25 protein-coding genes and 1 tRNA gene are annotated in these 21,604 nt (G+C 61.3%); 18 read left to right on the plus strand and 8 right to left on the minus strand.

Features of this window, described 5'->3' with window-relative positions; genetic code table 11:
* Window positions 1-43 precede the first annotated feature (43 nt).
* From NKJ89_RS15435 to NKJ89_RS15465, 7 genes are all read left to right on the plus strand, one after another.
* Window positions 44-577: a GNAT family N-acetyltransferase gene (locus NKJ89_RS15435; RefSeq protein ID WP_352603584.1), complete on the plus strand. Its 534-nt coding sequence runs from the start codon at window positions 44-46 to the stop codon at window positions 575-577.
* Window positions 578-639: 62 nt separating this feature from the next.
* Window positions 640-1,401: a 3-hydroxyacyl-CoA dehydrogenase gene (locus NKJ89_RS15440; RefSeq protein WP_352603586.1), complete on the plus strand. Its 762-nt coding sequence runs from the start codon at window positions 640-642 to the stop codon at window positions 1,399-1,401.
* 6 nt (window positions 1,402-1,407) lie between these two features.
* Window positions 1,408-1,629 (plus strand): CoA transferase, encoded by a 222-nt coding sequence (locus NKJ89_RS15445; protein ID WP_352603588.1) that lies wholly within the window; start codon window positions 1,408-1,410, stop codon window positions 1,627-1,629.
* Between the two features lie 23 nt (window positions 1,630-1,652).
* Window positions 1,653-2,579, plus strand: coding sequence for a CaiB/BaiF CoA transferase family protein (locus NKJ89_RS15450; RefSeq protein WP_352603591.1), 927 nt, complete (start codon window positions 1,653-1,655; stop codon window positions 2,577-2,579).
* 35 nt (window positions 2,580-2,614) lie between these two features.
* Entirely contained in the window at window positions 2,615-3,403 is a 789-nt protein-coding gene (locus NKJ89_RS15455; protein ID WP_352603593.1) for a HugZ family pyridoxamine 5'-phosphate oxidase, read from the plus strand.
* Between the two features lie 145 nt (window positions 3,404-3,548).
* Window positions 3,549-3,893 (plus strand): ArsR/SmtB family transcription factor, encoded by a 345-nt coding sequence (locus tag NKJ89_RS15460; RefSeq protein WP_023760638.1) that lies wholly within the window; start codon window positions 3,549-3,551, stop codon window positions 3,891-3,893.
* A 161-nt stretch (window positions 3,894-4,054) separates the two neighbouring features.
* A complete protein-coding gene (locus NKJ89_RS15465; protein WP_352603595.1) occupies window positions 4,055-4,858 on the plus strand; it encodes a TrmH family RNA methyltransferase in 804 nt (267 codons plus the stop codon).
* A 2-nt stretch (window positions 4,859-4,860) separates the two neighbouring features.
* Here the strand turns inward: NKJ89_RS15465 and NKJ89_RS15470 are convergent, their stop codons facing one another.
* Both NKJ89_RS15470 and NKJ89_RS15475 read right to left on the minus strand, forming a co-directional pair.
* Window positions 4,861-5,991: a coiled-coil domain-containing protein gene (locus NKJ89_RS15470; protein ID WP_352603597.1), complete on the minus strand. Its 1,131-nt coding sequence runs from the start codon at window positions 5,989-5,991 to the stop codon at window positions 4,861-4,863.
* Window positions 5,992-6,238: 247 nt separating this feature from the next.
* Window positions 6,239-6,775: a DUF1134 domain-containing protein gene (locus NKJ89_RS15475; protein WP_352603636.1), complete on the minus strand. Its 537-nt coding sequence runs from the start codon at window positions 6,773-6,775 to the stop codon at window positions 6,239-6,241.
* Window positions 6,776-7,186: 411 nt separating this feature from the next.
* Here NKJ89_RS15475 and chpT point away from each other — a divergent pair, with 411 nt between their 5' ends.
* Together chpT and NKJ89_RS15485 are read left to right on the plus strand one after the other, a co-directional pair.
* Window positions 7,187-7,816 (plus strand): histidine phosphotransferase ChpT, encoded by a 630-nt coding sequence (chpT, locus tag NKJ89_RS15480; protein ID WP_352603601.1) that lies wholly within the window; start codon window positions 7,187-7,189, stop codon window positions 7,814-7,816.
* A gap of 240 nt (window positions 7,817-8,056) precedes the next feature.
* Window positions 8,057-8,461, plus strand: coding sequence for a response regulator (locus NKJ89_RS15485; RefSeq protein ID WP_023760633.1), 405 nt, complete (start codon window positions 8,057-8,059; stop codon window positions 8,459-8,461).
* Between the two features lie 106 nt (window positions 8,462-8,567).
* Here the strand turns inward: NKJ89_RS15485 and ctrA are convergent, their stop codons facing one another.
* On the minus strand, window positions 8,568-9,263 hold the full coding sequence (ctrA, locus tag NKJ89_RS15490; RefSeq protein ID WP_006203583.1) for a response regulator transcription factor CtrA: 696 nt from the start codon (window positions 9,261-9,263) through the stop codon (window positions 8,568-8,570).
* Window positions 9,264-9,714: 451 nt separating this feature from the next.
* Here ctrA and NKJ89_RS15495 point away from each other — a divergent pair, with 451 nt between their 5' ends.
* A complete protein-coding gene (locus tag NKJ89_RS15495) occupies window positions 9,715-10,092 on the plus strand; it encodes a flagellar export protein FliJ (protein WP_023760632.1) in 378 nt (125 codons plus the stop codon).
* Window positions 10,093-10,120: 28 nt separating this feature from the next.
* Here NKJ89_RS15495 and NKJ89_RS15500 read toward each other — a convergent pair whose 3' ends face one another.
* Window positions 10,121-10,519: a winged helix-turn-helix transcriptional regulator gene (locus NKJ89_RS15500; RefSeq protein ID WP_023760631.1), complete on the minus strand. Its 399-nt coding sequence runs from the start codon at window positions 10,517-10,519 to the stop codon at window positions 10,121-10,123.
* Window positions 10,520-10,609: 90 nt separating this feature from the next.
* On the opposite strand from NKJ89_RS15500, the gene NKJ89_RS15505 reads away from it, so the two are divergent.
* A complete protein-coding gene (locus NKJ89_RS15505) occupies window positions 10,610-11,536 on the plus strand; it encodes an NADP-dependent oxidoreductase (RefSeq protein ID WP_352603604.1) in 927 nt (308 codons plus the stop codon).
* Between the two features lie 239 nt (window positions 11,537-11,775).
* Window positions 11,776-12,192 carry a hypothetical protein gene (locus NKJ89_RS15510; protein WP_352603606.1) on the plus strand — a complete coding sequence of 139 codons (417 nt, stop codon included), beginning with the start codon at window positions 11,776-11,778 and terminating at the stop codon, window positions 12,190-12,192.
* A gap of 198 nt (window positions 12,193-12,390) precedes the next feature.
* Here NKJ89_RS15510 and sciP read toward each other — a convergent pair whose 3' ends face one another.
* Entirely contained in the window at window positions 12,391-12,666 is a 276-nt protein-coding gene (gene sciP, locus NKJ89_RS15515; protein WP_013529904.1) for a CtrA inhibitor SciP, read from the minus strand.
* Between the two features lie 308 nt (window positions 12,667-12,974).
* On the opposite strand from sciP, the gene mnmA reads away from it, so the two are divergent.
* The gene (mnmA, locus tag NKJ89_RS15520; RefSeq protein WP_023760628.1) at window positions 12,975-14,165 is read left to right on the plus strand and encodes a tRNA 2-thiouridine(34) synthase MnmA; all 1,191 of its coding nucleotides are present in this window, start codon (window positions 12,975-12,977) and stop codon (window positions 14,163-14,165) included.
* Window positions 14,166-14,246: 81 nt separating this feature from the next.
* Here mnmA and NKJ89_RS15525 read toward each other — a convergent pair whose 3' ends face one another.
* Complete coding sequence (locus NKJ89_RS15525; RefSeq protein WP_352603608.1) at window positions 14,247-15,206, minus strand: Gfo/Idh/MocA family protein; 960 nt, start codon at window positions 15,204-15,206, stop codon at window positions 14,247-14,249.
* A 239-nt stretch (window positions 15,207-15,445) separates the two neighbouring features.
* Between NKJ89_RS15525 and NKJ89_RS15530 the strand changes: the two genes are divergently transcribed.
* Together NKJ89_RS15530 and NKJ89_RS15535 are read left to right on the plus strand one after the other, a co-directional pair.
* Window positions 15,446-15,522 (plus strand) — tRNA-Met (locus tag NKJ89_RS15530).
* Window positions 15,523-15,700: 178 nt separating this feature from the next.
* Window positions 15,701-15,925 carry a GDCCVxC domain-containing (seleno)protein gene (locus NKJ89_RS15535; protein WP_352603610.1) on the plus strand — a complete coding sequence of 75 codons (225 nt, stop codon included), beginning with the start codon at window positions 15,701-15,703 and terminating at the stop codon, window positions 15,923-15,925.
* A gap of 9 nt (window positions 15,926-15,934) precedes the next feature.
* Here the strand turns inward: NKJ89_RS15535 and NKJ89_RS15540 are convergent, their stop codons facing one another.
* Together NKJ89_RS15540 and NKJ89_RS15545 are read right to left on the minus strand one after the other, a co-directional pair.
* A complete protein-coding gene (locus NKJ89_RS15540; protein ID WP_502904133.1) occupies window positions 15,935-17,137 on the minus strand; it encodes an MFS transporter in 1,203 nt (400 codons plus the stop codon).
* 78 nt (window positions 17,138-17,215) lie between these two features.
* Window positions 17,216-17,956 (minus strand): MBL fold metallo-hydrolase, encoded by a 741-nt coding sequence (locus tag NKJ89_RS15545; protein WP_352603614.1) that lies wholly within the window; start codon window positions 17,954-17,956, stop codon window positions 17,216-17,218.
* A gap of 70 nt (window positions 17,957-18,026) precedes the next feature.
* On the opposite strand from NKJ89_RS15545, the gene NKJ89_RS15550 reads away from it, so the two are divergent.
* The 3 genes from NKJ89_RS15550 to NKJ89_RS15560 form a co-directional block, all read left to right on the plus strand.
* Window positions 18,027-18,695 carry an ArsR/SmtB family transcription factor gene (locus NKJ89_RS15550; protein WP_352603617.1) on the plus strand — a complete coding sequence of 223 codons (669 nt, stop codon included), beginning with the start codon at window positions 18,027-18,029 and terminating at the stop codon, window positions 18,693-18,695.
* Window positions 18,696-18,936: 241 nt separating this feature from the next.
* Complete coding sequence (locus NKJ89_RS15555) at window positions 18,937-19,578, plus strand: response regulator transcription factor (protein ID WP_352603618.1); 642 nt, start codon at window positions 18,937-18,939, stop codon at window positions 19,576-19,578.
* Window positions 19,579-20,106: 528 nt separating this feature from the next.
* The coding region (locus NKJ89_RS15560; protein WP_352603619.1) for a hypothetical protein at window positions 20,107-21,604 on the plus strand (1,498 nt) is incomplete at its 3' end.

Consider the following 21,604-nt stretch of genomic DNA (forward strand, 5'->3'; position numbering starts at 1 on the left):
GTTTGCAGCAAACCTTTCCTCATTCTACCGGATCGCAAAGACCATGAGCCTTGCCGACGTGAAATACCTGCCGGAAACCCCGGCGCACAACCCCCAGATCGAAGCCATCAACGACGAAGCCTTCGGGCCCGGCCGCTTTGTGCTGGCCGCCTACAAGATCCGCGAAGCCGGAGGGCACGAACGCTCGTTGTCCTTTGTCGCCGTCGACGGCGACATTGTCGTCGCCTCGGTGCGCATGACCCGCATCGCCGCCGGCGCCGGTCGCGCGCTGATGCTCGGGCCGCTTGCTGTGCGGCCGGCCTTCAAGAATCTCGGCATCGGCCGCCGGCTGGTGGCGATCGCGCTGGAGGCCGCCGCGAAGACCGGTGCGCCCGCGGTCATGCTGGTAGGGGACGAGCCCTACTATGGGCCGCTCGGCTTCAAACGGATCCCGCGAGGCCAGATTTCGATGCCGCGCCCTGTCGATCTTGACCGGTTGCTGTCGCACGAGATCGTGCCGGGCGCGGTCGCCAGGCTCTCGGGCGAGGTCTGCCACGCCGATCAGGCCAGGATTGCCGCGCTCGCGGCGATGGCTTGACCTTACCCATCGATCTGGCGCCTGATCCGTCCCACTGTTCCTGAGATAAAAAGGATGACGCCATGGACCCGAACGGCCAGATCGCGATCGTTACCGGTGGCGGCTCCGGCCTTGGCGAGGCAACGGCGCGCGCGCTGGCTGCCAAGGGCGCCCGCGTCGCCATCTTCGACGTCGGTATCGACCGCGCTACGATGGTCGCGGCCGAGATCGGTGGCATTGCCGTGCAGTGCGATGTCAGCAGCGCCGACAGTGGGACCGCCGCATTCGTCGACGTCGCCGATCGACTTGGCGAGCCGCGGATCCTGGTCAATTGCGCCGGCATCGCCATCGGCGTGAAGACGATCGGCAAGGATGGTCCCCATCCCCTCGATCAGTATCGCAAGGTGATCGAGGTCAATCTGATCGGCACGTTCAACATGATCCGCCTCGTCGCCGAGCGCGCGTCAAAGCTCGAGTCGCTGCAAGGCGGCGAGCGCGGCGTCATCGTCAACACCGCCTCTGTCGCTGCCTATGATGGCCAGATCGGCCAGGCAGCCTATGCAGCCTCCAAGGGCGGCGTCGTCGGCATGACGCTGCCGGTGGCGCGCGATCTTGCCCGTTCCGGCATCCGCGTCTGCACCATCGCGCCCGGCATCTTCAAGACGCCGATGATGGCCGGCATGCCGCAAGAGGTGCAGGATTCGCTGGGCGCCGCCGTGCCCTTTCCGTCGCGCCTGGGCGAACCATCCGAATATGCCGCCCTCGCCCTGCACATCATCGAAAACCAGATGCTGAACGGCGAGACCATCCGTCTCGACGGCGCCATCCGCATGGCGCCGAAATAGACGGACATGAGCACCGGCCCGTCCGCTGCCGGCAAGACCGGCCCGCTTGTCGGGCTGAAGGTGATCGAGATGGCCGGGCTGGGGCCCGTGCCGCTGGCTGGCCTGATGCTGTCGGAGATGGGCGCCGAAGTGCTGCGCATCGAACGGGCGGGGATCAGCCAACCGCCCCTGTCGCTCCCGGATGAGTACAACATCGATCGCCATGGCCGCGACTGCGTCTCGACCTGAAGCGCCGGGATGGCGCCGATCTGATGCTACGTCTTGCCGAAAAGGCGGACGTGGTGCTCGAAGGATTTCGCCCCGGTGTCATGGAACGGCTTGGCCTCGGCCCGGAAGCGATGCTGGCGCGCAACCCGGGGCTGATTTACGGCCGCATGACCGGCTTCGGCCAGGACGGCCCGCTCGCCGGCCGCGCCGGCCACGACATCACCTATCTCGCCTATTGCGGCGTGCTGCACGCGATCGGCCACGCCGACAGCCGCCCCGTCCCGCCGCTCAACCTGGTCGCCGACTATGGCGGTGGTGCCATGATGCTGGTTTCCGGTTTGCTGGCTTCCCTGTTCCAACGCTCGCGCACGGGCAGGGGCGAGGTCGTCGACGCCGCGATGGTCGAAGGCGCCTCGATGCTGGCGGCGCCCTTGCACGCTTTCACCGCGGCCGGGTTGTGGAGCGAAAATCGCGGCGCGAACCTGCTCGATTCCGGCGCACCCTTCTACGACACCTATGAGACATCAGACGGACGCCATATCGCTGTCGGTTGCCTCGAGCCGCAATTCTTCGCCGAATTCGCCAGACTGCTGCCTCTCGACGACCACTTTGTGTCCGGTCAGTACGACAAGACACTGTGGCCGCCGATGCGCGCGGCCATCGCCGATCGGGTACGGCAGAAATCGCGCGACGACTGGGACCTGCTGTTTGCCCAAACCGACGCCTGCGTTGCCCCTGTCCTGTCGCTGCACGAGGCCAAGCAGCACCCACACAATCGGGCGCGCAACGCCTTTGTGATCGCGGGCACACTTGAGCGCCCTGCCCCGGCGCCGCGTTTTTCCGGCTCACAGCCGACACCGGCGACCAAGCCTGCCGACAGCGATCTCGCCCCGTCGACGGTGCTGGCACGTTTCGGGTTTTCGAAAAACGAGATCGACGACCTTGTCAAATCCGGTTTGTTCGACAGATAATTGGAGAAAGAGAATCCACTTATTGCGGTGATGCCATGGACGAGCCGAAGAAGGGCGTGATCTGCGAGACGGACGCCGAAGCGATCCGGTTGGCGAAGACGCTTCTGCGCAACGCCCGCTTTGGCGCGCTGGCGGTGATCGAACCGCAAACCGGCTCGCCGCTGGCCAGTCGGGTCGGTGTGGCCACCGACATCGATGGCGCGCCGCTGATCCTAGTGTCGATGCTCTCGGCGCACACCGGCGCCATGCTTGCCGATCCGCGCTGCTCCCTTTTGCTTGGCGAACCCGGCAAGGGCGACCCGCTGGCGCACCCGCGCCTGACACTGGTCTGCAAGGCGGCACGGCTCGAGCACGGATCAAGCCAACACGCCCGCGCTGAGCGCCGTAATCTCAACCGCAATCCCAAGGCGAAACTTTATGCCGGTCTTGGCGACTTTTCGATCTTTCGCCTCGAGCCGCAACGCGCCAGCCTCAACGGAGGTTTCGGCAAGGCCTATCATCTCGACCAGTCGGATCTGCTCACCAGCGGGCCGATCGTCGAGGAACTGGCGGCGAGCGAGCAATCCGCGATCGATCACATGAACGCCGACCATCTTGACGCGATCGCCGTGTATGCCCGGCATTTCGCGACAGCATCCGGCAACGGCTGGACCATCACCGGTTTCGATGCCGATGGTATGGATCTGATGTCGGGCGATCATGTTTGCCGGGTCTTCTTCCCACAACCATTGGCCGCAGCGCGCGAACTACGACACGTTCTGGTCGAAATGGCCAAGGTTGGCCGGGCCTCGGCCGATACCGGGACTGGCCCTAATTTTGCTTGATTAAAAGCAACACTTGAGATTTAACTGAAATGCTCTACCTTTTGTTGGTGACGCTGAATCGCCAGCGCCGGTTCACAAGTGAGTTTATGGAATCAGACGCCATCGCCCCCATGGCGTCGGGATGAACAAGAAGCATGGGGCATCAATGGTCTCGACAAAGCTAATCGTCAACGCGGAATCTGCGGCCGAATTTCTCATGCTGATGGGCAATGAGAAGCGGCTGTTGATCATGAGCTATCTTGCCGACGGTGAAATGTCGGTCGGCGCCATCGCCGAGAAGGTGATGCTCAGTCAATCGGCACTATCCCAGCACCTGGCCAAGTTGCGCGCGCTCGACCTCGTCGACACCCGCCGTGACCGCCAGATGATTTATTATTCCTGCAAATCCGACGCCGTGCGCGAACTGCTTGTCATGCTGGACGGCATTTTCGGCAGCGGCAAGGATGACTTGTCCCAGATGGCGCACCGTTTGCGCCGTGCGGGAACCTGACCGTGCTGTAGCCGCTGACCTCGTCGGCGATTTCAGAGCAACCTGCGCCCATCCGGGCGCATGGAGCTGGCTGACCGTCTCGAATTGTGCTTTCCAAACCAAAGGCTAGCGTAGCGAAATCGGTCTGGATTTCCGGCCGATTCGATGGTCGCGAGGAACGCATGGATCCCATTCGCATCGACGACCCGCAAGATCCGCGGGTCGCTGCCTATCTCGACATCCGCGAGCGCGATCTCGCCGGCCGGCAGGGCCGCTTCGTCGCCGAAGGCAAGGTGGTGCTGGACCTGCTGCTCTCGGCCGGACGTTTTGGCGCCGAATCGGTTCTGGTTCTGGAGAACCGGCTGGCCGGCCTCGGCGACATCCTGCGCAAGGCGCCGGCCGACCTTCCGGTCTATGTCGCCACCGGCACGGTGATGGACGCAATCGCCGGATTTCACATGCATCGGGGCATCCTGGCCATAGGCCGCAAGGGGACGCCCCAGTCTGCCGAGGCCCTTGTGGATGCCCTGCCGGCCGGGGCGCTTGTCGTGGTGCTCGTCGGCATCGCCAATCATGACAATATAGGTTCGATCTTCCGCAACGCCGCCGCGTTTGGTGCCGACGCCATACTGCTGGATGAGACATGCTGCAATCCGCTCTACCGCAAGGCGATCCGCGTTTCGGTCGGCGCCGCGCTCAAGATCCCTTTCGCATCGTTCACCGACGCCGCCGGCTTCACGGCAATGCTCGCCAGGCAGAACTTCGAACAATTCGCACTGACGCCGCGCGGACAGACCGACATCCGCGATGCGCAACGGAGCGAACGCCTGGCGCTCTATCTTGGCACTGAGGGCGAAGGCTTGCCGGAAAGCCTGCTCGCGCGCTTGCACACCGTGCGGATCACCATGTCGGAAGGTTTCGACAGCCTGAATGTCGCAGCCGCATCAGCCATCGCTCTGCATCATTTTTCGGCAAAAGAGACCTGATTTCAACTTGTCGCGTCAGCCTTCTGCAGCGCCCGCACGCGGTCGGCAAGACTGCGGTTGCCGGAGCGTACATCCGAAGGGGCCGCCAAGGCCTTGGCGATCGGCGAACCAGGCCCCTCGAGCTTGGCCGTTAGGTGGACGACCTCCGCCGCGAGTTCGTTCATCTGCTCGCGCAGGGCTGAGCTGCCGTTCGCGGGATTGGACGCGGACAGCGCCGTGAGATCCGCCTTCAGACGCTTGTTCTCGAGCGCCAGCGCCGTCAACCTCGCCTCTAGGCGCTCCCGGTCGCTGTCAAGCTTGGCGATTGCTTTGTCGAGGTCGTCGCTCTTGGCGGTTTCGCCCGCCTTGCCGACCAGCCGCAAGCCCGGTTCGCTGTCTTCGGCTTTCGATTTTTCGCGCATGCGCGCCAGTTCCTTTTCGCGGCGGTCAAGCTTGTCCTCGCGGTCGGCAAGTGTCGCCAGCAGCCGTTCGACCTTCTTGTCGAGCTCAGCGGTCCTTTTCTTCTCGGCTTTCAGCGCTTCGCGTGCTGCCTTGCTTTCGGCCGCGATCTCCTGGCCGCGCCTGTCCGCCTCCTTGCGCTGACCGCGCAGCAGCGCAATGTCGCTGGCGAGTTTCTGCATTTCGGATTCGCGCGCGACGAGCTCGATCTGCCGGCTGCTGGAGGAAAAACTGGCGTCGTCATACATCTGCTCCAGTTTTTCCAACTCGAGCGCGCGTTTTTCCAGCTTGCGTTCGGTTTCCTTGAGTCGCTCCGAAAGCTGCTGCAACTCGCTCTCGCGTTGATGCAACGCCTCGTTCTTGGCGCCGAGTTCAGTCAGCGCCTGGTTCTTGTCCATGCGCTCGACCGCCAGCCCCTTCAGGGCCTCGCGACCGCGATTGATCTCCACGAGTTGTTCAGCTGCCTTCTCGCGCAACGTCTTGGCGATGATTTCGAGGCGGCGTGTCGACATGGCGTACTCGGCGCGGATGCGATCCTTGTCCGCCTGGATTTCGGTTTGCGTCAGAGGGATCGAGGCTTCGATACGTTTGCGCGTCAGGGTGACGGCGCGACGCCATATGGCCGGAGCCACCATAAGCGCCAGAAAGCCGGCGCAGAGAAAGCCGAGGACGAAGAACAGGACCGACTGGACCAAGTGACTACCCGTTGTGGACGGCAACCATCAAACCAATGCATGTCGCCCAAACGTGGGAACCGGTTTTGGGAACCGACATGCAACAAGATAAAACAAAAGCGCCTCGAGCGCTTTTGACTGTGCCACGTTGACATGGCGGAAATCCAGCGTTGCGGCAAGGGTCTGCCGCAACGTTACCGGTTTTACGCATGTCGCCCAAAGCGGCCCCGGTTTTGGGAGAACGACATCCATAAGCCAAAGAATAGGCTCAGAAGGGATTCCAGGTAGCGCGCTCGGTAAGCTTCAAATAGCCGAGATTGATGCCGAGCCGGGCACCGACGCCGGTACGGATCGGCACCAGGAGCACATTGTTGTTCTTCAGCACGTTGAAACCGACGCCTGCCACCACATAGGCCGAACCGGCGACACCGCCATAGCGGTTGTAGAGGCTGCCCACATCGTCGAGATTGTAGACCAACATCATCACCCGCGACCCTTCGCCGCCGAAATCCCAGCCGAGCGACGGGCCTTGCCAGAATACTTTGTGATCGCCGGCATTCTTGGTGTAGAGCGTGCCTTCGCCATAGGTCAGGCCGCCGATCAGCGCGCCCGAGCCCTCTTCGCCCAGCAGATAGCCATTGGGCAGGCCGTAGGAAGCAAAGATCTTCTCGATGACCGTGGCGAGCCCGCCCGATGTCGCGCCGAAAAACTTGTGACCTGAATCGACAATCTCCTGAGCGGTATATTCCTGGGCCCGCAGGGCCGAAGTCGAGAAAACGAGAACGCCCATGAGCGCAATCGCCATTGAGATGACACGGACAAAAGTCCGGTCGCGGACGCGGAAAAAATTGCGGCCATAGAATCGGGAAAACATGCTTCCAATCTCCGTCAGGGAGCACCTTCGCCGACGCCTCGCACCCCGTACGGCTCTCTTAGCCGGCCGTTAGGGGTAACTGTTACGGGCAAACTATGCCGTAATCCTTTTTCAACCATTAAGCTCCCACATGAACATGGCGGTTCAAAGGCTGTTTGGGGTCGCTCAAGTGGGGTCGGCAGCCTGTGTGAACGCCATTTGCCATAGCCACAATTTGGATTTGTTGCTGCACGCACGGGCGCTGTGTATTCAGAAAGTCCGAGGAGAGAGCGTGATTCGTGCGGGCAGGCGACGATCGATCGCTCGGCCGTGAGTTATAAAATTTTGCAGGGATTTTCGCCGATGTCCGATCTGTTCACCCTTTCCGCACCCGACCTGGCAGCGCTTTTGTGCAGCCGGGTCTGCCACGACATCATTTCGCCGGTCGGCGCGATCAACAACGGGCTCGAACTGCTCGACGAAGGCGGTGCCGACGAAGACGCGATGAAGTTGATCCGTCAGAGTGCCCGCAACGCTTCGGCCCGCCTGCAGTTCGCCCGCATCGCCTTCGGTGCCGCCGGCTCGGCCGGCATGCTGATCGATACCGGCGATGCCGAAGCGGTCGCTTTCGCCTTCCTCAAGAACGAGAAACCGGAACTGACCTGGAACGGAACCCGCGCGCTGCTGCCCAAGAACAAGGTCAAGCTGCTGCTCAACCTGATCCTCGTCGCCAACGCCGCCATTCCGCGCGGCGGCAAGCTCTCCGTGACGCTGGAGAATCTCGAGACCGAGCCGCGCTTCGCGCTTGCGTCGAGCGGCCCGATGTTGCGCGTGCCGCCGAAATTCCTCGAGCTGCATTCCGGTCATAAACCGGAGGAACCGATCGACGCTCATTCCGTGCAGCCCTACTACACGCTGCTTCTGGCGCGTGAAGCGGGCATGACGATATCGATCCACGCGACACCGGAAGAGATCGTGCTTTCGGCAGCCTGATAGCGTCGTCGAGAAACACCGAAGTATTTTGCCAGCGAAATCTGTAGTTTCGGGCTCAACGACATGAAATGCTTTTGGTTGCCAGGGCGGCAGTGAAGCATTCGCGAATAAAAGCCAGCAGCCGCCATCTTTGCAAAAATTTTACCTAACGCCTTTTCGGCTTCTTTACCAGATTGGCCTATGCTGCGTCTGGATGCCCCGGATGCTACCGGACGGCCAGACGGCAGAGAGGACCCGGATATGAAACGCTGCATGTTCGTCGACGATTCAAGCGTCATCAGGAAGGTTGCAAAGCGCATCCTGGGCGGCTCCGAAATGGTTATTATCGAGGCCGCCAGCGGACTTGACGCGCTGGAGATGTGCGCCGCCGATATGCCCGACATCATCGTCGTCGACGGCGCCTTGCCTGACATAGCGGCGGTCGATCTCATCCGTCGCGTGCGTGCCATGGAGAGCCCGATAAAGCCGCAGATCCTGGTTTCACTGGTCGAGCTCGATATTGCTTCGATCATGCGGGCCAAGCGCGCTGGAGCTCAGGGCTATCTTTTGAAGCCGTTCAACCGGTCGCAATTGCTCGAGCGTTTTCGCGCCTTGAGGATCGCGCCTGATTCGGTCGCAGTGAGCGTTTCCAGGAAAAGTGCGTGACGGTTTTCAGCTCGTAATTGCGTAAAACCGACGCTTATCAGCCAATCACGCAAAAAACCCGGCAAAGCCGGGTTTTTTATTGAATAAGTTCGAAAGTATTCTTCGCTCAGGCGCTGACCCGGATGTCCTCGGGTTCGCGCAGCACATAGCCGCGGCCCCAGACCGTCTCGATGTAATTCTGGCCGCCGGATGCCGCATCGAGCTTTTTGCGCAGCTTGCAGATGAAGACGTCGATGATTTTCAGCTCAGGCTCGTCCATACCGCCATAAAGGTGGTTGAGGAACATTTCCTTGGTTAGCGTCGTACCCTTGCGCAGCGAGAGCAGCTCCAGCATCTGGTATTCCTTGCCGGTCAGGTGCACGCGCTGGCCGCCGACTTCGACGGTCTTGGCGTCGAGGTTGACCACCAGGTCGCCGGTGGTGATGACCGACTGGGCGTGCCCCTTGGAGCGCCGCACGATAGCATGAATGCGGGCGACCAGTTCATCCTTATGGAACGGCTTGGTCATGTAGTCGTCGGCGCCGAAGCCGAGGCCGCGTACCTTGTCCTCGATACCGGCCATGCCGGAGAGGATGAGGATAGGCGTCTTTACCTTGGAAAGACGAAGCGTTCTCAACACCTCGTAGCCCGACATGTCAGGCAGGTTGAGATCGAGAAGGATGATGTCGTAATCGTAGAGCTTGCCTAGATCGACGCCCTCTTCACCGAGATCGGTCGTGTAGACGTTGAAACTTTCCGATTTCAGCATCAACTCGATGCTTTGTGCGGTTGCACTGTCATCTTCTATCAGCAGAACACGCATTTCATTCCCCTTTTCTGCTGCCGGACCATTTCACGACCCGTCCGGACCCGGAGCAGTGGTTGCCTTGTGCCGAGGCTGCCATTAAATGGTTAACAAAACCTAATTTCCCGTCCATGACGGTACCAGATTTTTTAACCTCTTTCTACACCCTCTTGAATCCAATAACGAATCTCAGAACCAAATTCCTAATGCAACACATCAACAATCTGGACTAAGTGACTCCAGGGACTCATCGACGTCGCTTCGCATCGGCGGCCGGAATTTTTACCCGGCCTTAAGTCCTGACCCGTATGATTAACAATGCCCGTAAACGAATGGTTACCGCCGGCAAAAAACTTTAGGGTTTTGTTTCCCATAGTTCGGGGAAAGGCGGTGGACACGGGTGCGGCCTGGGCCCTTCCAGGTGGTTTGGACGATAGATGCGGGTGTGCGTTTCCGGGAGTACCGAATCATGAAGTCACGTGAAAACCTCGTTCGGCTGAAACAGTTTCAGGTGAATGAGAAGCGGCGGCAGCTGCTGCAACTCGACATGATGATCGCAGAGTTCGAACGCATGGCCGTCGAGCTGGAGCTTCAGATCACCGCTGAAGAAAAGAAGGCCGGCATCACCGACATCAACCATTTCGCCTATCCGACCTTCGCCAAGGCGGCGCGTTTGCGCCGCGACAACCTCAGAAATTCGCAAAGTGACCTCGCTCAGCAGCGAAGCACTGCCGAATCATTACTCGGCGAAGCTGAAGCGGAGCTTTCCAAGGCGGAAATGCTCGAGTCGCGCGACACCAAGGTCCGCGAAGCCGAGATCGGCGGCCGCAGTGCCATGATCGGCTGAAGCTGCCCTGCCGCCCTCTGCAAGCCACCTAGGCGGCCCAGTCCCCTTCGTTTCCGGCAATTGCCTTTGCCCGCGCATCCTTGATGTCCGGAGCATGCTGCTCCGCCCATGACCGGATCTGGGTAAGCAGCCCCGCCAGATTCTGGCCGAGATCCGTCAGTTCATATTCGACGCGCGGCGGGATGACCGGGAATATCTCGCGCCGCACCAGTCCATCACGCTCGAGAACGCGCAGCGTCTGCGTCAGCATCTTCGGCGTGATGCCTTCGAGCTTGCGCGCAAGCTCGCCGTTGCGCAGCCGGCCTTTGCGCAGCGCGCAAACCACCAGATAGACCCATTTGCTGGCCAGCATTTCCAGTACGGTGTGCGATGGGCACGTTCGCCGGAACGCATCATAGCCGAAACCGTGGTCGTCATCACTATCCATGGGGTTCGTATATATCATGAAGGTACATACTAGACAAGAAGCCATTACTATCCAAATGATAGTGACGCCAACCAAGCAGGAGATATCCCAATGCGCGCCGCTATCCAGAATTCCGTCGGCGGACCCGACGTTCTCTTCGTCACCGACCAGCCCAATCCGACGCCAAAGGCCGGCGAAGTGCTGGTCCGGGTCAAGGCGGCCGGCATCAATCCGGTCGATGGCGCCGTTCGAGCCGGCTACTTCCCATTGCTCGGCGAGCCGCCCTTTATCCTGGGGTGGGATATCTCGGGAACTGTTGAAGCGCTGGGCGCCGGAGTTTCCGGCCTCCGGATCGGCGACGAGGTGTTCGGCATGCCCCGCTTTCCCAAACAGGCGGCGGCCTATGCGGAACTGGCCGCTGTGCCCGCCGATGAAATCGCACTGAAGCCGAAGGGCGCCGACCATGACCAGGCAGGCGCCCTGCCACTGGCAGGCCTCACCGCCTGGCAGGGCCTGGTCCGCCATGGCGGGCTGAAATCGGGCCAGCGCGTGCTGGTTCACGCCGCAGCCGGCGGCGTCGGTCACCTCGCGGTGCAGATCGCCAAGGCGCGCGGTGCTTACGTCATCGCCACCGCCAGCCCGCAAAAACTCGACTTCGTCCGCAAACTCGGCGCCGACGAGGTCATCGATTACACCAAGGGCGATTTCACCGACCATGTTCGCGACATCGATCTGGTGCTGGACCCAATGGGCGGCGACCACGCCAAACGCTCGCTGAAGGTGCTCAAGCGTGGCGGCGTGCTGGTGTCATTGCTCGATGTCAACGACGACACCAGAGCGCAGGCCGGCGTGCGCGATATCCGGGTTGAGCGTATGTCGGTCGTGCCCGACAAGGAGGGCCTGCTGGAATTGGCTCGCTTGATCGATGCGAACAAGCTCGCCGTCCATGTGGCGAAGAGCTTCCCGCTTGACCAGGCGGCAGCTGCTCACGCTCTCCTTGCGACCAAGCCGATCGGCAAGGTTGTGCTGTCGATCTGAGTTCCACGGGCTCGCTTCGAAAAAACAAGGGGCGCGCGTCGGCGCCCCTTGTGGCGAAGCACCCGCGGCGCGATCGTTTCGCTCGACCGTGACGCGAGATCCGCGATGTTGAAGGAGCAGATACGCGCCCGCTCGGTCATACGGGAATAACCAATTCGAGCAGTACCTCTTATCGCTCCTTAAGGTTTTTAGTCCAAGTTACCGAAGTAGGTGCTGAGGAATACTTGGACTCCTGGATCTTGGGACAAACCGTGGAACATTCTGGCGGCGTTGAGGAAAAGCGCAGATGGGTTCGAAGGAACGTCAATTTCCTTGTTCGCCTCATCTTTCCGTCACATGGCTTGCGCGAGGTACAGAGCGCCAATTTCCGCATGCTGGACCTGTCCGAGGGTGGAGCGGCGCTGTATGTCGGCAGCTTTTCCGGCAGGCCGGACTACTTTTACCTGCAATTCGGCGATGATAAATCCGAACTCGTAAGCTGTTATCTGGTTCAAAGAACACAGCACGCGCTGAGTTGCCGATTCACCAGTCCCCTGCCAACCGCACAGATCGACGCTATCATCGCGCAGAAAGAGATGGACCTCACCATCGAAAGTCTTTTTTCGGAGACGAAAGAGGATTTGGTCGACAACTTTCTTGGCTCGTTTGTGACGTAGATTTCGCCATGCCCGATCGCCATGCGCGGCCTTCGTCTCGCACTTTTAAGAAGAATGGCGCGATAGGAAGAAGCGCGCGATCACGTCTCGCCCTCCGCAGGTCGGCGAGCACGTCCATGTAGCGAGAAATCGAGAACGGCGAAAAGAAGCGGTTGCGCCGCCCCTTAACTCACGATCGCCGTTCCTGAAGCGAATTGGCTAATGTCGGTATTGCTGGATGCGCGTCGTGCGCAGCCCGGCAAGGCCATATTCGTCGATCGACGCCTGCCAGGACAGGAATTCCTCGGTGGTGAGCTTGTAGCGTTGGCATGCCTCGTCCAGGCTCAAGAGCCCGCCGCGCACTGCCGCAACCACTTCCGCCTTACGCCGGATAACCCAGCGACGTGTATTCGTCGGCGGCAGATCGGCAATCGTAAGAGGGCTGCCATCAGGCCCAATAACATATTTGACTCTCGGTCTAACCAGATCGGTCATCGTACTCTCTACAAAAAACTCAAAGACCCAATCCCCGCCACGTTACCGCCACAGCTTTAAAAATTGCCTAAGCAGACCCTAATGACTAGGTAAGGATCATGAACGCCGCGTTAGTCTTTTCGCCGGCATTTGAACCATCTGCCGGCAAACCCTGGTTTGCGGGGAAGAAATCATGGTTCGCCGGGGAAAAGCATCCCCTCACGCGGATCGATCGCAGCGGGTGAATCGCCCCGCACGCTGGCGCGCCGGCAAAGCTTGACCTATATTCTCGACATTGGCATTGAGACGCCGCGTAGAACGAAAGCATCATGAACAGTCTCGATCTTCCCGGACGTCCCGAAACCAACCGCATCGTCGTCGCAATGTCGGGCGGTGTCGATTCATCGGTCGTCGCTGGCCTGCTGAAGCGCGAAGGCTACGATGTCGTCGGCGTCACCTTGCAGCTCTACGACCATGGCGCGGCGACGCATCGGGCCGGCTCATGCTGTGCCGGACAGGACATCGACGACGCCCGCCGCGTCTCCGAGACGCTCGGCATCCCCCATTATGTGCTCGACTATGAAGAGCGCTTCCGCAAGGCGGTCATCGATCCCTTCGCCGAAAGCTATGTCGCCGGCGAGACGCCGATCCCTTGCGTTTCCTGTAACCAGACGGTGAAGTTCGCCGACCTCCTGGCCACAGCCAAGGAGCTTGGCGCCGACGCGCTGGCCACCGGCCACTATATCCGCTCCGGCGCCAACGGCGCCCACCGCGCGCTCTACCGACCGGTCGACGCCGACCGTGACCAGAGCTATTTCCTGTTCGCCACCACGCAGGCGCAGATCGATTATCTGCGCTTTCCGCTCGGCGGCCTGTCGAAGCCGCAGGTTCGCGCCATTGCCGAGGAGATGGGGCTGACGGTTGCCGCCAAGCAGGACAGCCAGGACATCTGCTTCGTGCCACAGGGCAAGTATTCCGACATCATCGCCAAGCTGAAGCCGACCGCCGCCAATCCAGGCGACATCGTCCACATCGACGGCCGCGTGCTCGGCCGCCATGAGGGCATCCTGCGCTACACGATCGGCCAGCGCCGCGGCATCGGCATCGCTTCCGGCGAGCCGCTTTACGTCGTCCATCTCGATGCCGACCGCGCTCGCGTCGTGGTCGGCCCGCGCGAGGCGCTGGAGACGCACAAGATCTATCTGCGCAACATGAACTGGCTTGGCGACGGACCGCTCACGGACGTCCCCGCCGGCGGCCTGGAGCTATTCGCCAAGGTTCGCTCGACGCGACCGCCGCGCCCGGCCGTGCTGCATCATCGTGCCGGCGCCACATGGGTGGAACTGGTCGACGGTGAGTCCGGCATCGCGCCGGGCCAGGCCTGCGTGCTCTACTCCGATGACGGCAACGAGGCCCGCGTGTTCGGCGGCGGCTTCATCGAGCGTTCGGAGCGTGGCGCCGAGGCCGAAGCCATGCTGACCCGGCTTGCTGCCCAGCCGGCGCAGGTCCCCGCGGAATAGGGGCTCCGTCCTCTCGGAGACCGTTTCGAAAGCGCAGAAAACGCCACTCGATGGCCGCCGGAGTAGAATCTCCAAACGATCTCAGGATTTGGTGTGCGTGACGGTGCCCGCTGTCAGGATGCGCAGCACCCTGATGGCTTCCTCGCCGCTGGTGCGCGGCTCGGCACGGGTCTCGATGCATTGGATGAAATGTTCCAGCTCACGCGTCAGCGGCATGCCCTGGCCAACCGCGACATAGGACGGCTCATTGGTTGTGAAGGCCCATTGGCCGCTATCCTGCCACACTGCGTGGCGGTAGACGGCAAGCTTGCGTTCCCATGGCTCGACATCGTCGAACACCGCCATCGCCTTGGTGCCGACCACGGTCAGCCGCCGCTCGCGATAGGGATTGAGCCGCGAGGTGAAGAGATGGCTGCGCAAGCCGTTGGGAAAGCGCATGTGCAGATGCGCGAAGTCGCTAAGATTGTCGAGCAGCGCGGCGCCCTCGCCGCGCACCTCGATCGGCTCGGTGCCGGTGATCGCCAGGATCATCGAAAGATCGTGCGGCGCCAGGTCCCACAACGCGTCGTTTTCGGTGTGGAACTTGCCGAGGCCGAGCCGGTGCGAATGGATGTAGCGGACTTCGCCGAGCTCGCCCTTGTCGATCAGCCCTTTCAGCGTTTCGAAGGCGGGATGGAACCGCAGGACATGGCCGACCATGAAGACGCGACCATTGTCCTTGGCCGCCTGCACCGCACGTTCGGCATCCGGCACCGTCAGCGCGATCGGCTTTTCCACCAGCACGTCCTTGCCGCTCTCGACGGCGCGCACGGCAAGATCGGCATGGAATTGCGGCGGCAGTGCCATGACGATGGCGTCGATATCGTCACGGACGAGCAGCTGGTCCGGCTCGACCGCCAGGCAATCCTGCTCGCTGGCAAAGCCTTCGGCACGGGCCCGGTTGGCGTCGGAGACCGCGTGCAGCGCGCCGAGCGCCTTGAGGGTGCGGATGTGGTTGCTGCCCCAGTATCCGCAACCAAGGACTGCAATGCGCGGCTTCATCTGTTTCAAACTCTAAAAACTCGTGGCCGAGACATAGCGACCTGCCCCTGCGAACTCAACCCCGGCGGCGGCAACCAAATGTCTGCGCGGCAAAGCTTTTCGATAATGACGATAAGCCAGCAAGCCGGTTGTTTCGAAGCTTGACAGGCTCGCCCTCCCAACCTTATATCCGCGCGACCTTGGCGAACGCCCCGACATGCCTTTCGATTTGAGGCGGATTTCGGGCCTTTCGCCGCCCTGGCGGGGTAGCTCAGTTGGTTAGAGCACGGGAATCATAATCCTGGGGTCGGGGGTTCAAGTCCCTCTCCCGCTACCATCACAATCTCATGACTATCTGCATATTTTCTGGCACGAGTGTGAGCGAGTCCATGAGTTCGCCGCCGGTCGATTACCTGCTTCAAAGGTAGTGTCTCGGTTTGGAAATTTGACCGCGCCGTTTTCGCATCCGGCCCTAATCTCCTATATGCTTAGCGCAATGCGCAGGAGTGGTGGCAATGAAGCTTGAGAGCACCCTTACTTGCCCAGAATGCGGGCATCGGTCGGTGGAAACGATGCCGACCGACGCCTGCGTTCACTTTTACGAATGCAAGAACTGCGGCGCACTCTTGAAGCCCTTGGCGGGTGATTGCTGCGTTTTCTGCTCATATGCCGATCTGCCATGCCCGCCGCGCCAGGAGAATGGCCGTGCCCATCGCCGGCCGGCAAACGCCCGCTCCTAATTTCAAAATTCAAACCGAAACGCCGGAAGATGACGGTTGACCGGAACCCCTGGCGGCCTCCTGCATCACGATGGCGACGATCGCGCCAGAGATAAACGTCAATGCCGCGATCGATGTGATCGCCCATGAGAGGCCGAAGCGATCGGCGATGAGGCCTGCGGAGAGCGCCCCGATCGCGTAGCCGAGATCGCGCCAGAACCGGTAGACGCTGAGCGAGCGGGCGCGCCAGCTGGGATGCGAAGCGTCGGAAACGGCCGCGATCAGACTTGGATAGACCATTGCGGTTCCAAGGCCGAGCAGAACGCTGCCGACAAGCCACCATTCGAACCGGTTCGTGGCTGCGGTGAGAAACAAGCCGCCGGCCTGGATCCACATTCCGGCGACGATCAGGCCCTTGCGACCCCAGCGATCGCTCAACGGGCCGGTGACGATCTGCAGGATTCCCCATGTCGCGGGATAGACCGCCTTCAGGATGCCGATGCGCTCGATGCCAAGTCCGAAGGACACGAAGAACAACGGGAAAATACCCCAGCTCATGCCGTCGTTGAGGTTGTTGACGAGGCCGGCTTGCGAAGCCGCGAACAGATTGCGATTCCGGAACGAGGTCAGCGCAAACACCTCCCGGAAGCTGATCGGCGCGGATTGCCGTGCGTGAGCGGATACCTCAAGCCTGAGATGGTCGCGTGTGTCGCGGATAAGCAGCACCGACAACACTGTGCCGACGACGGCATAGCCGATCCCGAGATAGATCGGTACCGGGCGCAATCCGTATTGCGAGGCAAGATAGCCAGTCAAGAACGCGGTTACGCCGACGGCGAGGTAGCCGGCGAATTCATTGAGGCCGACGGCGAGGCCGCGCGACTTCGGACCGACGAGATCGACCTTCATGACCACCGTCATCGACCAGGCGAGTCCCTGATTGATGCCCAGCAGCGCATTGGCCGCAATCACCCATCCCCAGCTCGGGGCCCAGATGATCATGAACGGAACCGGCAAGCCGACGAGCCAGCCGAGGACGAGAACGCGCTTGCGCCCCCAGCTGTCGGCGAGTTGGCCGGAGACGAGATTGGCAAGCGCTTTGACCACGCCGAAGCTGACGATGAAGGAGACGACGAGTGTCGTCGACGTGATGCCGAACACTTCCGACCCGATGAGCGGCACGACCGTTCGCTCGATCCCGACCATGCCGCCGACGAACGCATTCACCAGCATGAGGAGAGCAAACTGTCGCCAGTTTTCCCTAAGCCCAAGTCTGACGGTCGAACCTGCTGACTGTGAAACGCTCATCGGTCAGCCGGCAGCAGCAGCCAAGCCGGCATTGGCGGCACGGTTGCGCGCCGCTTGCGGCGGCGGGGGCGGTATGTCTGCGATCATCGTGGCGACGAAAGCGTCCTCGTCCTCGATGCGGAATGCTTTGTTGAAGCGCTTCTCGAAGCCGATCGTCGATGTCGGCTTGCCACTGAGCGAGCGCCCGCAGACCGAGCCGGAGTAGGCGCCCGGCAGCACCTCGACGTGATCCGGCAGTTGCTTGAGGCGCCGTACGCTGGAAAACAGCGTCCGCGCGCCGGCCTCCGCGCTGGTTGCCAGTTCGGTTCGCCCGAGGTCGCCAACCATGAGCGTGTGGCCCGTCAGCACGAACCATGGCTCGGCCGCGCGGGTCCTGTCGGTGACCAGGAGCGAGATGTGCTCCGGCGTGTGCCCGGGCGTGTGCATCACGGTCATCGTCACATTGCCGAGCTCGAGCACCTCACCGTCCTTGGCGCGCAAAAACGGGAACCCGGCTTCCGCGCCTTCGAAGAGCACGTATTGCGCACCCGAAGCGGCGGCGAGTGAGCGCCCGGCGGAAATGTGGTCGGCATGAATGTGCGTGTCGACCACGTAGAGGATACGCATGCCGGTTGCCTCGGCAACTTCGAGATAAGGCGCGATGTCGCCGACCGGATCGACGACCGCGGCGGCGGATTTTCCACCGCAGCCGAACAGGTAAGATGCTGCAACGGGCTCGGAATGGAGGAATTGACGGAGGATCATGACTTGCGCGCCCTACCTCGCCCGAGATAACATTCAATTATTCTACTGAATGTTTCACTGAGAAGATCGCATGTCAAGCATCGGGCCAAAACAGTCGATTTTCGCCAGCCTTGCCGAAGTGGCTCAAGCTCTCGGGCATGCGCACCGGCTGGAATTGCTTGAACACCTCGCCCAGGGTGAACGCAGCGTCGAGGGACTTGCGGCACGGGCTGGCCTCAACTTCGCCAACGCCTCGCGCCACCTTCAAATTCTTCGACGCGCGCGACTTGTCGAGGCGCAGCGGCACGGCAAGCATGTGCTTTATCGTCTTGCCGGGGATGCCCAGGTGGTTGAATTGATGAAGGCCCTGGGGCGCGTGGGCGAGCGGAACGTCGCGGAGGTCAACCGCGTGATGACGGACTACTTTCACGCGCGCGACGCACTGGAGCCTGTGTCGCGCGAAGACCTTGTCTCAAGGCTGCATGACGGCCTTGTCACGGTTCTCGACGTCCGCTCGGAGGACGAATTTGCGCTCGGACATCTTCCGGGGGCACTCAACATCCCGCTCGCTGAACTCGAACGCCGCCTGGCGGAGCTTCCCGCGAAGCGGGAGGTCATCGCCTATTGCCGTGGTCCCTATTGCGTTCTGTCGTTCGAGGCCGTCGCGGCATTGCGGAAGCGAGGGTATGTCGTTCACCGGCTCGAGGACGGCTATCCCGAATGGAAGGCTGCAGGCCTTCCAGTTGAGGCCGCGACCTGAAGTTACGCGGTTGATGTCAAGCAGGCGCCCTGCTCCTTGCGACGCATACCGGTAAGGGTTGCGAATGCCATCCGGCGCCGTCGGCCGAACGCACTGCCGAGCCCGCGCCGGTCTGAAAGACTCCGTCGCTATTATAGCAGTCACTATATTAGTGTTTACTTGACAATACGCATGAGCTCTGGTTTCGTGGTTTTAACGGGTGCTTAACCAAGTTTATTGCGTTTTTTCGGACGGTGTTGGTATGTCGACTTTGGTTGTGGCCGACCCGCGGGGGGTGTATCTCGCCGGTCTGGAGTGGGTGTTGCAGAAGGCTGGACATGAGGTTGTCGCCCAGTGCCGCCGCCCTGTCGACGTGGTCCCTCATGTGGAGCGCCATCGGCCGGACATCGTCATCGTCGGCCTGGATATGGCGGATCCGCAGACGACCGGGCTTTCCGCCCGGCTGAAGGCCTGCAACAGCGCTCTCGGCATCATCTTCATCGTCCAGCCGGCCGGCAGGATCGACATCAAGGACATACAGGCGCTCGACAGCGACGGCCTGGTGCTGGAGGGCATCAGCCACCGCTATCTCATCGAATGCGTGAGCGCGGTGGCGACAGGCAAGAAATGGATCGACAACAAGATCGTCCAGCAACTGCTGATGCCGGAAACGCAGCCCGAGCCGATGTCCAGACTGACGGGACGGGAGACTGAAATCGCCGATCTCGTCTCGCGCGGGTTGCGCAACAAGGCCATTGCCCAGCGGCTGCACGTATCCGAAGGCACGGTGAAGATGCACCTGCACCACGTCTACGAGAAGCTGCGCCTCGGCGGCCGGGCGGAGCTGGCCTGGATGGCGCATGGCAAAGACGCCGATCGTCCGGGCCGAACCGGCCTGATCTGACCATCCCTTTCAACTGACATCGACATGATGCCGACAACGGGCGGAAAACCGCCTGACGGCAATGCCGTGGAACCGCCGGCCTGATCTATCGAAGGATATATATCGTTCGATCAGGTACGGCCATTAACCCCAATACTACCGAAGCGGGAATGGACGCGCCCTCTGTGTAGGCGGCACACTGAGGCATGGGGACGAAATCCATCACGCGACCGTATGCACTGGGTTAACCGATCGGGATCCGAGACAGATCTCAAATGAAAGAAGCCGACATGGTTAATTCTGAGCGGAGGCGTACAGGCAGTCATGCCTGTTGGGGAAGAGGGGCGGGGTTAGTATGCCCTCATCATTGATACTTGGCGCCCGCCGTTGGTGGGTAGCCGATGCGCGTAGGACGCATCCCCCGAGAAGTGCCTGACGGGGCACGGAGCGGGGGCCCCTTCAACACCCTCTACCCCGCTTGGACGAGATCAACCAATTGCGCAGTTAAAGCACGCTGGCCTTCGATTTGGCTGGCAGCGGGAGGACATTATGGCGACCATTACCATCAACGGCAATCTGATCACCGATGAAGCGGCAAGCGTTCAGAACAGTCAAACCGACATTGATGCGGGCGTGCTGGCGGGAGACGACAACGAAGTTGAGTGGCAGACCCTGCTTTCGACCATGAGCCAGACGCTCCGGGACGAACTCAACGCGCTCAGCCTTCTACCTGCCACCGGCGAAACTGCGGGCGATACGAGCGCGACATTTCCGCAGGCGGCAGTGCGGACGATCGGCAGCAGCAGCACCGATTTCATCCAGCTCAACACGAACACCATCACGGACTTGCAGTTCACAATCGCCAACGGCACGGCGACCCAGATTTTCGCCACCCATAACGGCGCGCAGATCTTCCTCTACGCCGATGCCAGCAACAACATCGTGTTTGGTCGCGAGGGAACGTTCAACAACATTACGAATCAGTGGGAGGCGAATGATCAAGGCACCGTGGCCTTCGCGATCGTGATGGACGACACCACCACCGGAACCAACGTGACGGGCGGCAATGTCTGGACCATCCAGTACGAGGCGCTGAAGCAGCCAAATACCAGCGGCGTCGACGACGCCGACACGAGTAGCCTTGCCGGCCTCGTGGATGTCAAGGCTAGCTTCACCACGACGACGACCGTCAATTTTGGCGATTTCAGCAACGTGCCCTCCGGGCAGGACGCATGGGCGGCAATCGAGCAGACGGGGACCGCGGCAGCGGACACCAGCGATCCCGACATGATCGTTACCGGGCTGATGCCGGGCTCGACCGTCAATGTCTCCACTACCGGGTTGGGCAACAATGCGCAGCACGTCGATCCCGCCGAGGGGGTGCGTGTCGACATCGTCAATCACGTGAACTACCCCGACTTCCCCTTGACCAATCCGGACGTGCACGATCTGTCGAAGATTAGCTACGACACGCATATCACCGCGGTCACGGAGGCAAGCTTTTCGCTGACCCAGGTGAACCCCGGGAGTCCGGGCACCACAGTCAAGGTGCACATTTTTGCCTTCAATGAGACAAACGACCTTCAAGGCGCCAACCTGGTTTCGACCGACAGTGTGGATAACGGCGGCTTGGCCGGCAACGACGAGACGCCGGTCCCGATCCTCGGCAACACGATCATGGTGTATTCCGACCTTGCGAAGACGCAACTGGTGACGTCAGGCATCACCATTACGGCTGTGGGCGATGGATCCTATTTTGTCGACGGCCTGCAGGCGAACTACACCGTCGACTTCCAGGTCGCCGAAGCCAGCCACATGGACCGCTTCGTGGTCACCAATGCCCAGCCGACCAGCGGCTCCGGATCCAATGTCAGCTTCGATCTCGGCAATTTCTCGTTCAAGCTCTCGAGCACGACAAGCGGGACCGATAGTGCCGCCATCGGCGGCAATCTGTTGTTCGAGGACGACGGGCCGACGGCAGCGATCGGTTTGGGGACCGGATCGGTGACGCACGACGAGTCGTCGGGTGCGCAGTCCGCCAACGGCG

This window comes from Mesorhizobium sp. M0047 (assembly GCF_040323315.1).
Taxonomy (GTDB): Bacteria; Pseudomonadota; Alphaproteobacteria; order Rhizobiales; family Rhizobiaceae; genus Mesorhizobium.

Bases quoted from the DNA above. Each gene is read 5' to 3' on its own strand.
- NKJ89_RS15435 (WP_352603584.1), top strand. From the start codon at position 44: ATGAGCCTTGCCGACGTGAAATACCTGCCGGAAACCCCGGCGCACAAC.
- NKJ89_RS15440 (WP_352603586.1), top strand. From the start codon at position 640: ATGGACCCGAACGGCCAGATCGCGATCGTTACCGGTGGCGGCTCCGGC.
- NKJ89_RS15445 (WP_352603588.1), top strand. From the start codon at position 1,408: ATGAGCACCGGCCCGTCCGCTGCCGGCAAGACCGGCCCGCTTGTCGGG.
- NKJ89_RS15450 (WP_352603591.1), top strand. From the start codon at position 1,653: ATGCTACGTCTTGCCGAAAAGGCGGACGTGGTGCTCGAAGGATTTCGC.
- NKJ89_RS15455 (WP_352603593.1), top strand. From the start codon at position 2,615: ATGGACGAGCCGAAGAAGGGCGTGATCTGCGAGACGGACGCCGAAGCG.
- NKJ89_RS15460 (WP_023760638.1), top strand. From the start codon at position 3,549: ATGGTCTCGACAAAGCTAATCGTCAACGCGGAATCTGCGGCCGAATTT.
- NKJ89_RS15465 (WP_352603595.1), top strand. From the start codon at position 4,055: ATGGATCCCATTCGCATCGACGACCCGCAAGATCCGCGGGTCGCTGCC.
- NKJ89_RS15475 (WP_352603636.1), bottom strand. From the start codon at position 6,775: ATGGCGATTGCGCTCATGGGCGTTCTCGTTTTCTCGACTTCGGCCCTG.
- chpT (WP_352603601.1), top strand. From the start codon at position 7,187: ATGTCCGATCTGTTCACCCTTTCCGCACCCGACCTGGCAGCGCTTTTG.
- NKJ89_RS15485 (WP_023760633.1), top strand. From the start codon at position 8,057: ATGAAACGCTGCATGTTCGTCGACGATTCAAGCGTCATCAGGAAGGTT.
- ctrA (WP_006203583.1), bottom strand. From the start codon at position 9,263: ATGCGTGTTCTGCTGATAGAAGATGACAGTGCAACCGCACAAAGCATC.
- NKJ89_RS15495 (WP_023760632.1), top strand. From the start codon at position 9,715: ATGAAGTCACGTGAAAACCTCGTTCGGCTGAAACAGTTTCAGGTGAAT.
- NKJ89_RS15500 (WP_023760631.1), bottom strand. From the start codon at position 10,519: ATGGATAGTGATGACGACCACGGTTTCGGCTATGATGCGTTCCGGCGA.
- NKJ89_RS15505 (WP_352603604.1), top strand. From the start codon at position 10,610: ATGCGCGCCGCTATCCAGAATTCCGTCGGCGGACCCGACGTTCTCTTC.
- sciP (WP_013529904.1), bottom strand. From the start codon at position 12,666: ATGACCGATCTGGTTAGACCGAGAGTCAAATATGTTATTGGGCCTGAT.
- mnmA (WP_023760628.1), top strand. From the start codon at position 12,975: ATGAACAGTCTCGATCTTCCCGGACGTCCCGAAACCAACCGCATCGTC.
- NKJ89_RS15525 (WP_352603608.1), bottom strand. From the start codon at position 15,206: ATGAAGCCGCGCATTGCAGTCCTTGGTTGCGGATACTGGGGCAGCAAC.
- NKJ89_RS15535 (WP_352603610.1), top strand. From the start codon at position 15,701: ATGAAGCTTGAGAGCACCCTTACTTGCCCAGAATGCGGGCATCGGTCG.
- NKJ89_RS15540 (WP_502904133.1), bottom strand. From the start codon at position 17,137: ATGCTGGTGAATGCGTTCGTCGGCGGCATGGTCGGGATCGAGCGAACG.
- NKJ89_RS15545 (WP_352603614.1), bottom strand. From the start codon at position 17,956: ATGATCCTCCGTCAATTCCTCCATTCCGAGCCCGTTGCAGCATCTTAC.
- NKJ89_RS15550 (WP_352603617.1), top strand. From the start codon at position 18,027: ATGTCAAGCATCGGGCCAAAACAGTCGATTTTCGCCAGCCTTGCCGAA.
- NKJ89_RS15555 (WP_352603618.1), top strand. From the start codon at position 18,937: ATGTCGACTTTGGTTGTGGCCGACCCGCGGGGGGTGTATCTCGCCGGT.